The organism is Aeromonas sp. s13, assembly GCF_040907905.1.
In the GTDB taxonomy this organism is placed as follows: domain Bacteria; phylum Pseudomonadota; class Gammaproteobacteria; order Enterobacterales; family Aeromonadaceae; genus Aeromonas; species Aeromonas veronii.
In genome coordinates, this window is sequence record NZ_JBFOCS010000074.1 from 89,624 (window position 1) to 101,660 (window position 12,037).

Genomic DNA, 12,037 nt, shown 5'->3' on the forward strand with positions numbered 1-12,037 from the left:
TAATAATAAAAATCAGTAAGCTCCCTCTCGATTAAACACTACACTGACGGTTTTAAACAAAATAGCAATATCATTCCACAACCCCCAATTTTTAACATACCAACTATCAAAATAGACACGCGTGGAATAATCAACATCATTTCGACCACTCACCTGCCAAAGGCCTGTCATTCCAGGCTTTGCCATTAAATAATACGATTTGTCATCACCGTAACGCTCAAGCTCCTCTTCAACAACTGGCCTTGGTCCAACAAGACTCATCTCACCTCGCAAGACATTGAACAGTTGGGGGAGCTCATCAAGACTAGTTTTTCTCAAAAAATGCCCCACGGAGGTAATACGTGGATCATTTTTCAACTTAAAGTCTTTATCCCACTCCGCTTTTGCATTTGCATCTGTTGATAAAAGATGTTCAAGAACTTCCTTTGAATTTATAATCATTGAACGAAACTTAAGGCATTTAAACTTTCTACCATACTGCCCAACACGTTCATGCCCATAAAGTGGGGATGCACCATCACGAGACACCTTCCAACCAATATATAGCAAAAATGGTGATAGCAAGCACAAAAGAATTGATGACACCAAAATATCGAATAATCTTTTTATTATACGCGAAGATAGTCTAGCCAAATTGTTATTAACGCGTAACATCATGAGCTCATGACTAAAAAAATGCGATACATCTGTGCCGTAAAGCGGTACACCACGCATGGCGGGGATAACAGATATGTTTCTCATCCCATGAGATGATAAATATCTTAGCCATTCATCCCTTAGATCACTTTGTCCATACTCCAAAGCGATGAAAACTTTGTAATGAGAAAGTTTCTCGATCACTCCCTTTGGCGTTTCCACGATAAGGGGGATAGAGGTAACTGGGGAAGAAGAGCATGTATCACTAGGGGATACGAATGCCGCCACATGGAACCCTAGCAGCTTATCACTATTAATCGCTAACAATGCCTCCTTGGCGTTATTTTCACAACCAATAATAAGGCTTGGCATTTGCCAACAACCATGCCTTATTAATTCCCTCTTTATCAACCAGCGACAAGTTGGCAATATAAGCAAGAGTAGAGACCAGAAAAAAAACCACTGATAGCGAGAGAAATCCCATTTCGATACAGCGATAACAGCGAGATCTATGACAGCAAAAAACAACAGCATCCGCATGATCTCTTTTAACTCATTCCAAAATGGCTTACGATAAGTATAATGCCTTGAGTAAATCCAAGAGAAAAATATTATGGCTAGAGCATATAAAGAAAAACTCCATACTCTCGCCGTGTCAGACCCAGAGTTGAAAACATTAACCAATGCAACATGTGTTCTTAGACTTTCAATCCACCATGAAGTCATAAAGGCTATTAATATTGAAAAAACATCACTTCCAACTAATGACCAACGATTAATTGTTTGAGAGTATTTATCTTTTTCTGAACTGAGCAAACAGTTGAGCTCTTTGTGGTCCATATAGATCTCGATAATTAAAAAATTATTATTTTTGCATCTCAAGCACAGCAAGAACACTACTGACCATATCACGGGCAGTCACTACACTATCGGCTTCAACATAACAACGTAACTCAGGAGCGTTTCCTGAAGGACGCAGATGAACAATTCGGTCGTCCGATAAAGTAATCCGCAACCCATCCGTGTTATCGACATCTTCAATAGCGACACCTTGAATCCCCAAGCGCACCAGCAAACCTTGCGGGTCTGATATGGCAGCGGCGAGTATACTCCGGCTGACCTCTGTGGGGAAATTCTTGATACGATCGGAAGCCGTAAATCGTTTAGGCAACGACTGAACCAATGACGAAATACTGCCGGTACCAGCTAAAGCTAACAACATTAAGAATGGTAATACGGCATCGCGAGTTGGCAATGCAGCAAGTGGCTTGCCATCAAATTCGATATCACTACCAAGTAAAAAACCGCCATTAGCCTCGAAGCCAGCTATTCGTTGATAGTGTTTTGCAAGCCCAACAAACTCGGCAATCACATATGGTGAACCAATCTTGGTCATAGCAACCTTGGCAAAACGACCGCACGTGGCCACCGCAGTGTTGCAACTGACCGGGATTGCCAGCGCCTCCATCTGTAGCACATCCGCGCACAACAGCCCCAAAATGTCACCGCGCAACCACTCGCCGCGTTCATCTGCCACCAGCGGTCGATCACCGTCGCCATCAGTGGAGAAGATAGCATCAAGCTGATATTCAGCGGACCAATGACGAGCCTTGGCCTTGTCGGCTTCCCCAACAGCTTCGGTATCGATCGGCACAAACTCATCACTGCGCTCCAAGGATACCACCTCGGCACCGAGTTGACGTAACAAGGGCGCATAGAGATCACGTCCAGCACTTGAATGCTCATAGATACCAATACGCTTACCAGCTAGCAAATCCGCTGAAAACAAAGAACTGTAACGATGACAATATGCTTGAGCAGCATCAGGGCAACTTTGTAATTTCGGTAAGCTTGGCAAGGGAGAAAAATCAGTATCCGCAGCCAGAATAGCCTGTTCATCTGCTTTGGTAATTTCGCCATCAGGTCGATAAAACTTAAGCCCGTTTCGATCAAACGGAATATGGCTACCAGTGACCATGATGCACGGCATCTTATCTTGCATTGCCTTATAAGCCAGAGCGGGTGTCGGTATCACTCCATAATAAACGGGTTCGATACCAACCTGGACCATCGCTGCCGCACAGGCCTGAGCCATCTCTGGGCTACTGGGTCTGTTGTCTATGGCTAACGCCATCTTCGTTACATTAAATTCACGCCGCATTACCGCAATAAAGGCATGAGTAAACGCCGCACACAGCTCAGGGGTAAAATCGACAACCAAACCGCGCGCACCACTGGTACCGAATACCACACCACCTTCAGCGATTAGCGTTGAGCTATTTAAATAAATTGTCATTAATCGTGATCCATTAATACGTCTAAATCGAATGTGACAACAACCAAGAGTTCTGTATTAAATGCGCCCATATCTATCTTCCAAGCGCACAATGTCTTCCTCATCCAGGTAGGAGCCTGACTGTACCTCGATCACCTCCAGAGTTACCTTACCCGGATTCTCCAGAGAGTGAACGGAACCAACCGGAATAAAAGTTGACTCATTCTCAGTAACCAAAAAATTCCGCTCGCCATTGGTCACTTTCGCAGTGCCCGAAACTACAATCCAATGCTCGGCTCTGTGGTGGTGCATCTGCAGTGACAGTTTTTCCCCTGGCTTGACACTAATATGTTTAACCTGATAGCGCTGACCGTTATCGATAGAATCATATTTTCCCCACGGCCGATAGACTTCACGATGAACCTGATGCTCAGTACGTCCTGATGCCTTAAGGTATTCAACTATTTTCTTCACATCCTGCACTTTCTGCTTATCGACGACCAGCAGTGCATCCTTGGTTTGAACCACCACCAAATTATCAACGCCAACCAGACTGACCAGACCACTTTCAGCAAACACATAATTATTAGTGCAGCCATGCTGTATCACATCACCGCGGAACACATTGCCAACCTCATCTTTATCAGAAATATCCCACAAAGAGGACCAAGAACCAACATCAGACCAACCGGCATCCATCGGCACTACAACAGCATCGGTGGTCTTTTCCATCACCGCATAGTCAATAGAATCACTAGGACAAGCAATGAAAGCACTCTTATCAACGCGCACAAAGTCCAGATCCGGATTGATTGTTCCCACAGCTTGAACACAAGCTGCATAGATATCAGGTCGAAACGCCTTAAGTTCTGCCAGAAAGCGGCTGGCACGGAACAGGAACATACCACTGTTCCAGTAATATTCCCCACAAGCCAGATATTCGTTGGCTGTTGCCACATCAGGCTTTTCAACAAACTGCGCAACCGCAAAGGCTCCGTTTTGCTCGGCACCACGGCGAATATAGCCATACCCCGTCTCCGGATGAGTAGGAACAATGCCAAAGGTCACCAACTTGCCAGCCTCAGCATGGGGAATCGCCTGCCGCACAGAGGCGATAAATCCATCCTCATCACGAATGACATGATCGGCTGCTAACACCAACAGCAAAGGGTCCTCACTATTACCGGCCGTTTGCAGCGCCGTCAGTGCCGCCAGCGCAATAGCGGGCGCAGTGTTGCGCCCAGCAGGCTCCAGAATGATGTTGTGGGCCAATTTATTTAAATGCCGAAGTTGTTCCGCAACAAGAAAACGGTGATCTTCGTTACAAATAACCAGTGGTTGAGCGCAGGCCAGCTTATTTAAACGGTTGACCGTCGCCTGCAACATGGTGACCTCACCATCAAGTTGCAAAAACTGCTTGGGATAGAGCTCGCGCGACAGCGGCCATAAACGACTGCCTGATCCGCCGGCCATAATAACTGGTAAAATAACCAACTTCTATTCCTTATCTATTCTTTGTTGCAGCCAATAGCTCTTATACATACTCAGTTTTGGTCGCCAAGATATGGGTAACCTATTATAGTTGTTACCCAATTTATAACCAACTAGTTTGCAAGCTGAAGTCAACAAGGAGCGAGGGATCCACAGAGGCGCGTTACGCAATAAATAGCTCAGCTCAGATTTAACAAACCGCAAACCTTCCCCCGATGCCCCACCGAGCTTTTCCTGTACCCAGGGTTCACAGGCATGAAAAACACCGATATCAAAATAACGCCGAAACTCTTCCCATGGGGTATAATTATGGGAATGTCTAACTACAGCCTCAGCACAATAAGCAACTTTATAGCCAGATAAGATCATCTTGCTCGCCATATACATATCTTCAGCAAGAATAGTATTCTCAGGAAAACCACCGAGCTTTTCAAAGACATCACGACGATAGGCTGCAAATGAGTTAGACATAAATGCAACCTTTAACCCCAGTTTTTTAATCTCATCAGTACTTTTCGTTTCACTTTCCAAGGGATAGTTAAAGAGTCGAGCATGTGTAGCTAATGGATTTGCATCAAGGTGGGGCAACTGCCGTCCACAGACCGCCGCTACATGTGGATTAGAAAAGCAGTCAAGGATTTTTGCTAATGCATTTGAATCATTAAAAATGGCATCTTGAGTCAAATAAATAATGACATCTGAATCAAATGCATATTTTAAGGCGAAGTTTCGTGTTCCCCCATGATTGAAATCCTTGGGAGATATAATGATTGGTTCAATACCAACCTGACGTGCTAAATATACTGTGTTATCAGTAGAACTAGAGTCCACCATTATAATCTGAGATGGATTAATTACCTGCATCTTTAACGATTCAAGCCATTCAGTCCAGATGTCACCTGCTTGATAAGTCAAAACAATCAATGTGAACTTCATTTTTATATTTTCTCAATCCATGAGCTAATCATATCTTGCATAACATCTGAATTATATTTTTCAGCGCATGCTTGAGCGTAAAAAAGAGATGTGTTATCGAGAGGTAATTTTTTTAATGCGAGAGTCCAGCTTACCCTTGAGCTTGGATCAACATAAATTGCCGCATCACCTAAAATTTCATGAAATACTTTAATATCAGAGACAATTACAGGAGTAAGAGAAGACATAGCCTCAACAGGTGGAATTCCAAATCCTTCATCCAGGGAGGGATAAATTAATGCCGAAGCGGAACTATATAAATCTACCAAATCAGTAAACTCTATATTATGTCTAAATTCCACACATTCTGAAAGATTGTTTTCGATAACGTATTTTTTTAAATCAGAAACATAAGCCGTCTCCCCACAAACGATTATCAGCTTAAACTTATCAATCCAGAGAGAATGTACCTTTAGGAATGAATCAATATTTTTATGATGCCAAGATGAGCCAACAGCAAGAAGAAAATGCTGCTTCTCTAACATAGGCTTAAACTCTTTTGCATTTATTGAATTAAAAATTACCGAAATCTTATTCATAGGGTATTTATAGCACTGTGATATTTTCTGCTTCACCGTCTGCGAAACGGTAATAACATGACAGCAACGCTTCAAAGCAATCGGCAACAATACACGGAAAAAACACCTCTGAAGTAGTGAATCGGGATATTTATAAGGCCGTAGATCATGTATTGTTATAATCTGTTTTTTAATAATTGGTAAGGAATGATGAGTTGTTGAAACTATAACTTCACTACCATCCCTACACATAATGCGCAATGAAATAAAGAAACTGTATACAAACCAAAGCAAAGGTCTTATCTTTGAAATTTTAGAGGTATTGGAAACTAAATCAGGAACTCGTATTATTTCAACCCCAAACTTTGATAACTTCTCGACATTACCTTCTGAACAAATAATTGCAGATAATAAATCTAGTTTTTTAAGCCCCTCAATAAAATTCAAAGAGTAATTCCACATACCTGTTCCTGAACGACCTATTCTAGAAAGATTTACTATAAACATTTGATAGTCTCACAAAAAAAAGCATACAGATAAAAATAAAAACAGCTAGTAATACGTGTTCTATAAAAAGCCATCCAGTTCCAAGAGTGAGTAATTCAACTCCAGCAAGAAAAATAAATGGAACAAAGATATACGCCCCTCCATCTATTCTAAGCTGATTTCGGAACATTCCAACGAGGGTGCCTTTAAAGAAAAACAAAATAGATATGATAATATGGGTTAAATATCCGAAATCCGCATAGTAAGAACCGAAGCCAAACGATGGCGCGCCTTGATTCAAATAAAATGCCTCAGGAAAATAGATCTTCGCCAGCTCAAGATAACCAAAGTCATTAGGTTTATCAGGAAAAAGTGCTCGTGGAACTCGAGAATAAAACTCTGTTTCAATCAATAACCTCCCCATTTCGAAGTCAATGCTTTTCTCATAAAGCAATATAGCATTTCTTGTGTAATCGGAATACCCAGCCATTGCCAAAAACACTTGCGTGATTTCAATGTTAAATGTCAACCAAAAAAACATAGACATCAATAATGCTATCAACGAAACAAATATAAATACATACTTTAAATTATAAGTTTTGTTGCTAATGGAGCTTTTATACAATACATAAATTAAAAAAATAGATAGAATTGCCGTCTTTGAACCATGTAAGTATATTACAATTAAACTAAGTGAAAATGAAATAAAAATTAAAAGCTTGTATCTATTATAGCTATATAGACAAAACAGCAATGACAACAATGCCAATAAATTAGATGTGAAGAATGATAATCCGTAGCCAGTTCTTGTCAGTTCATATATTCGCCTGGGAGTTGCCAAATAATCTTTAAATTCAATAATAATTGGCAAATACAATAGAAAACTGAGTAAAGATGACAATACCGCCATTACCATATAACACTGTGACAACCGATTGTCACTATATCGATTCATTATTCTTTGTTGGAATATAATTATTTTATTATCAATCGAGTATATATACCCTAAAACCAGTGCAATAACAGAAAATGAGTATAAAGAAAAAAAATAAACATAAGCAGATAAATTTAGGTTTTTAGGTGTTAGGTAAACATAAATAAACTCGAAAAAATAACACGTAGGAAAAAAAGTAAAAAGTGCTGGAGTCATGAAATTGATAGAGTTTCTTTCGACTCGAGATACAATATAATACCCGCCCATCCATAAAAATGCTGAGAATACAATAACAAATAAAACACTTAAATTATTATTGTTCTCTATCACGACTCCCCCCCCCCTAAAAATGCACTCAGATCAACTCTGTGCTCATCTTCCGAATGTTTAAATTGTCTACATCTTGCTAAATATTGGGGGTCTGTAAGACAATTAAATAGACATTCAACAATAGCCTCTACATCAAGTTTAAATAGAGCATTCTCATTTAGGTAATCAACCATGCCATCAGCGTTAGAAGCGACTATTGGAATATCTAAAGCTATGGCTTCTAACATTACTAATGGCACACCTTCAAAATGCGAGGGTATAACCAGCAAGTTAGGCTCAACAGAAACCATCCACCATTTTTCAGCCCAACCATGGAAAATAAAAGCATCACTCTCTTCTGTTTTGTCATAGATAGATTTCTTAAGCGAATCTAAATCTGGGCCATCACCAACAAAGTGAAAGTTCACTTTTTTACCAAAGCAGTTTTTATAATGCTGAAGCAATTTTACAAATGCCTCAGCCGCAATATCCTGACCTTTTTGTGAAAAAACTACTCGGCCAACCACAAATATATTAAAAGTGTTGCTTTTAATTATGCTCTTAGACGAGCACTCTATTTCATTAACCCTCTCTGGCGTAATGAAATTCCTACATATGTTTACAACAGCAGTTTTATTATAACAAAGCAATTGCTCCTTAAACACCTCGGAGATAGTTATATAGTTACAGCACATTTTGTAATAAATTTTTGAGATAATTTCTCTAATATAAGAAAACTTTAACTTTAATCGTATAGCTGAATGAGCAAAGGGCATGTATGACACAAGCGATATATTTAGCATCCGGCTCCAAAAAATAAAATCCGCCCCTAGTTCAATACTTCCTTGAATCAAGTAAACAGTTCTATCACTTGAATAAATCGCGGCACGCTGAAGAACATCAATCACAGTGATTGAATTTTTCACATGTAAAAAATGCGTTACAGGCTTCATTTTTGAGGTGTATCCAATATACTCCTCATAATTAATATTTGCTTTAAGCAAAGCATTCTTTAGTGAAATATTATCTTTGTTGATGTAAGCTAAAACAGAAACAGAGTGGCATGTCTTTAAACTATTTATAATTTCCATAGCCATTATTTCATGGCCACCAAAGTAAACAGAAGGAAAAACAAAAGCAATTTTTTTGCTCATGACAGCACTCTCACTCGGAGTAGCTTAGCTGGAGCACCAACTACTATCTGATTATCAAGAACATCATGTGTTACAACTGAACCCGCAGCAATGACACACCCTGAGCCAATCGTCACCCCAGGCAATATAATACTGCCAGCACCAATCCATGTATTATCACCTATTGAGACATTCCGTTTAACATTATCCCATTCATGCTCTATCATATTCCCCCCTAAATCTACCACATGGTTTGATGCTACAATGGTGACAAATTGAGCAATCATGCAATGTTTTCCAATATAAATATCCCCTCCCGCAGCACGAATATTAGTGTATTCATTGATTGATGTCCCTTCACCAATCCGTAGTGACGAAGTAATACCATTCGCTGACTTTTCATCCGAAACAATAATAAGAGAACCATGACCAATACAAACTTTTGGTTCAAGTGTTAACTTATACCATGAGTCAACTTGAATGATTGCTGATGATGAACAATGACACTTGAGCTCGAAAATTTTTGCCCTTAAGATTGCCGCTTTAAAATATATAATTATGGGTATAGCTATCTGCACCATAATGTATATAAGTCTTGATACCAATAAAGAAACACTCTTCATATTAAAATACCCTTAACGTATGAAGCCATGACTTTACTTTAAGTATTGAACGCCTAAAAATAAACCTGTACTCTCTGCGATTATCATTGATAAATGTTAGCCACTCATATGTTTGAAGCCCTTTTTTCCGAGAAATAGTCTCTGTATCAGTATTGGAATGTCGTCTATATAAAAAACCAGGCCGTTCAATATACACAAAATCACCCGCAGATTTTTTTAAAATATCAAACGCAAACTGCAAATCACTTAGCCAGCTAAATTTAGTTAGAAACCGAACATCTCTAATAGCAATGACTCGAAGCATCGAATTGCTTGGCCCACCCAACAAATTTTGAGCCTTTTCCATACATTTAAGCATTATAGTCTCAGGGTTTACTCTGAGGACTTCTTTTCCTGATTCATTCAAAAACGAATAATGAACTCCACTATTAAGATCTTCATTTGTGATCATCATGGAACAGGATACGATATCGACACTATCATCGCTAGATAAAATATCGACCTGCTGATTTATTATATTAGGTAGCAAAACATCATCAGATGATAATATTTTCAAAAAATCATAACCGAATTCTATTGCGTATTCTATGCATAAATTATGGTTAGGAATCGCCCCAACGTTAATATCATTGCAAATTAATGATACCGATTCATATTCATTTGCAATAGTTCTTATCACATTTACACTATCATCGGTGGATGCATTATCAAACACAACCACATCAATATTAAACCCAACTGAAAGCTGTTGATTCAATGCACTAAAAATAGCATCTCTGATAAATGCTGCGTTATTGAAATTCGGTATCGCAATTAATATTTTTTTCACTTTAAAGCTACACCTTGACGATATCTAATAAAAGTAAACAATACCCAAGGGAATGATATGAATGTTGTTACTATGCAATAATATAATATTGTCATACTATCGCTATGCAGGCTGCCAATAAATACCAGCGATGATGTAATAATACCAGAAATCAGTGAGCAATTAACTAATGGCTCCTCTTTAAATGCTCGCATGTATAGTGCCATACAGAAAATCAAGTGGTTTATAATAGTCACGAAAGATAACATAGCAATAATGTCTAATGATGGCAAACGCTGTACTAGTGGAATTTCATGCACCCCTAATAGAATAACACAAAAATCAAACAACATAACCACTATCAAATTTACTAGAGAAGATCTGAAAACTAGTGCTCGGAAAATCTTATTAACAGTTGGAAAATCCTTTTGGGCGATCAATCGACTCATTGTCGGTATTTTTGCATTAACCCAACTCATTGAAATTGACAACATTGTGGAATAAATAGTCAATGCAAGGCCGACTTTCCCCGCGACATCCGCCCCTTGATTTTTGAACAAAAATGGGTTGAACAACTGGAAAATAAGATATCCACTAAACCAACTAATTGCTAACTTTGATTGCAAAGGCCGAATATCACGCCACCAAGATACTTTATCAGAAATAAATTTGTGATCACATCGATATGTATAAAAGGCTTCAGGATATGATAAAGAACTGAAAGTTCTAATTACCCAAAAGGTGCTAATTAAGGCTGCAATCCCACTGACGAGGGGCAGAGCATAAAGCCCACTATTAAAGAACAACGCAAATATAAATAAAGTATATCCAACTATAGATTGAATTAAACGTATTTTGGCAACTCTGGCAACATAACCGAATCCTTCCATAACAGAAAGATATGGGCTAAGAAAAAGACACACAGCAGTAAAGAAAGTCACAAGCCCCCATACAGGCAACCATTTATATATATCCAGTGCACCATCCCAAAAAAATATTAGTCCAAGAGAGAACACAACTATAAAAAAAATGGATGAAATATTTATATACCATTTGGGAATTGCTTCAATCAATGAACTGACTTTATATAAAGATTTAAAGTTGCCGTCTAGCGTTAAATTATTGCACACCTTAAGGCCTGCCATTTCATGACTTATTGTCTGCGTTATTACAAAGTTAAATCCGAGTTCAAAAAACACTTGTAACGCAATAAGGCTAGAGATCGTAAAATAATACCCTTGTTCATCAGGAGAAAGATACGTTGGTATGATGAACAGTAATATTGCGCCAGCTAAAATGGTCCAAACTCGGTATAATAATGTCACTCCGATATCTATATCTACACCCATTTTATTTAGAAGTTTCATCATAAACCCAGTATTATAATGTAGTGAATTGGTAACAATAGCGATGAACGCACATCATGATGAACTGTATTTAAATGCATCCTATTAAGTTATACTTGATTGTACAATTTTCTATACAACACTATAACTCATGAAAACACACTTACTCTAGATAAGCTCTATTCACAAACACATTTTTTACTCGATAAATACTGACATACCCAGATTGCACGTTGATACTATTCAGATAGTGGCAATGCTGAAAATGACCTAAGACATATCCTCCCTGTCTTGAATGACAATAAACGAAATAACACTTTGACTGCGGCTACGCCAAATACAGTAATATATAAACAGCTTAATTTAATATGGAAGTACAAAAACTCTTCAAAAAAAGAGTCGATTAACATGGCGTGACTCAGAAAAAAACAACAATAGCAGAATAAACATTTAAGAACCTTATTCATATCATTGCATTATTACTACACTCCGAGAGATAAATT

At 38.7% G+C, this 12,037-nt stretch carries 10 protein-coding genes; all 10 read right to left on the reverse strand.

Annotated features, from left to right (window positions below; translation table 11 throughout):
• Positions 1-12 precede the first annotated feature (12 nt).
• A complete protein-coding gene (wbaP, locus tag AB5Y82_RS16100; RefSeq protein WP_159143411.1) occupies positions 13-1,476 on the reverse strand; it encodes an undecaprenyl-phosphate galactose phosphotransferase WbaP in 1,464 nt (487 codons plus the stop codon).
• A 25-nt stretch (positions 1,477-1,501) separates the two neighbouring features.
• Positions 1,502-2,932 (reverse strand): phosphomannomutase, encoded by a 1,431-nt coding sequence (locus AB5Y82_RS16105; protein WP_368174231.1) that lies wholly within the window; start codon positions 2,930-2,932, stop codon positions 1,502-1,504.
• A 57-nt stretch (positions 2,933-2,989) separates the two neighbouring features.
• Positions 2,990-4,405 carry a mannose-1-phosphate guanylyltransferase/mannose-6-phosphate isomerase gene (locus AB5Y82_RS16110; RefSeq protein WP_368174232.1) on the reverse strand — a complete coding sequence of 472 codons (1,416 nt, stop codon included), beginning with the start codon at positions 4,403-4,405 and terminating at the stop codon, positions 2,990-2,992.
• Positions 4,406-4,408: 3 nt separating this feature from the next.
• Positions 4,409-5,338 (reverse strand): glycosyltransferase family 2 protein, encoded by a 930-nt coding sequence (locus tag AB5Y82_RS16115; protein ID WP_368174233.1) that lies wholly within the window; start codon positions 5,336-5,338, stop codon positions 4,409-4,411.
• A 2-nt stretch (positions 5,339-5,340) separates the two neighbouring features.
• Entirely contained in the window at positions 5,341-6,357 is a 1,017-nt protein-coding gene (locus AB5Y82_RS16120) for a glycosyltransferase family 4 protein (protein ID WP_368174234.1), read from the reverse strand.
• Between the two features lie 22 nt (positions 6,358-6,379).
• Positions 6,380-6,928, reverse strand: a complete 549-nt coding sequence (locus AB5Y82_RS16125) for a hypothetical protein (RefSeq protein ID WP_368174235.1) — start codon at positions 6,926-6,928, stop codon at positions 6,380-6,382.
• Between the two features lie 713 nt (positions 6,929-7,641).
• Positions 7,642-8,778 carry a glycosyltransferase family 4 protein gene (locus AB5Y82_RS16130; RefSeq protein ID WP_368174236.1) on the reverse strand — a complete coding sequence of 379 codons (1,137 nt, stop codon included), beginning with the start codon at positions 8,776-8,778 and terminating at the stop codon, positions 7,642-7,644.
• Positions 8,775-9,380 (reverse strand): DapH/DapD/GlmU-related protein, encoded by a 606-nt coding sequence (locus AB5Y82_RS16135; protein WP_368174237.1) that lies wholly within the window; start codon positions 9,378-9,380, stop codon positions 8,775-8,777. The genes AB5Y82_RS16130 and AB5Y82_RS16135 overlap by 4 nt, the downstream gene beginning before the upstream one ends.
• Before the next feature lies 1 nt (position 9,381).
• Complete coding sequence (locus AB5Y82_RS16140) at positions 9,382-10,209, reverse strand: glycosyltransferase family 2 protein (RefSeq protein WP_368174238.1); 828 nt, start codon at positions 10,207-10,209, stop codon at positions 9,382-9,384.
• Positions 10,206-11,555 (reverse strand): hypothetical protein, encoded by a 1,350-nt coding sequence (locus AB5Y82_RS16145; protein WP_368174239.1) that lies wholly within the window; start codon positions 11,553-11,555, stop codon positions 10,206-10,208. The genes AB5Y82_RS16140 and AB5Y82_RS16145 overlap by 4 nt, the downstream gene beginning before the upstream one ends.
• Positions 11,556-12,037 lie beyond the last annotated feature (482 nt).

Bases quoted from the DNA above. Each gene is read 5' to 3' on its own strand.
- AB5Y82_RS16145 (WP_368174239.1), bottom strand. From the start codon at position 11,555: ATGAAACTTCTAAATAAAATGGGTGTAGATATAGATATCGGAGTGACA.
- AB5Y82_RS16115 (WP_368174233.1), bottom strand. From the start codon at position 5,338: ATGAAGTTCACATTGATTGTTTTGACTTATCAAGCAGGTGACATCTGG.
- wbaP (WP_159143411.1), bottom strand. From the start codon at position 1,476: ATGGACCACAAAGAGCTCAACTGTTTGCTCAGTTCAGAAAAAGATAAA.
- AB5Y82_RS16130 (WP_368174236.1), bottom strand. From the start codon at position 8,778: ATGAGCAAAAAAATTGCTTTTGTTTTTCCTTCTGTTTACTTTGGTGGC.
- AB5Y82_RS16125 (WP_368174235.1), bottom strand. From the start codon at position 6,928: ATGTCTATGTTTTTTTGGTTGACATTTAACATTGAAATCACGCAAGTG.
- AB5Y82_RS16135 (WP_368174237.1), bottom strand. From the start codon at position 9,380: ATGAAGAGTGTTTCTTTATTGGTATCAAGACTTATATACATTATGGTG.
- AB5Y82_RS16105 (WP_368174231.1), bottom strand. From the start codon at position 2,932: ATGACAATTTATTTAAATAGCTCAACGCTAATCGCTGAAGGTGGTGTG.
- AB5Y82_RS16120 (WP_368174234.1), bottom strand. From the start codon at position 6,357: ATGTGGAATTACTCTTTGAATTTTATTGAGGGGCTTAAAAAACTAGAT.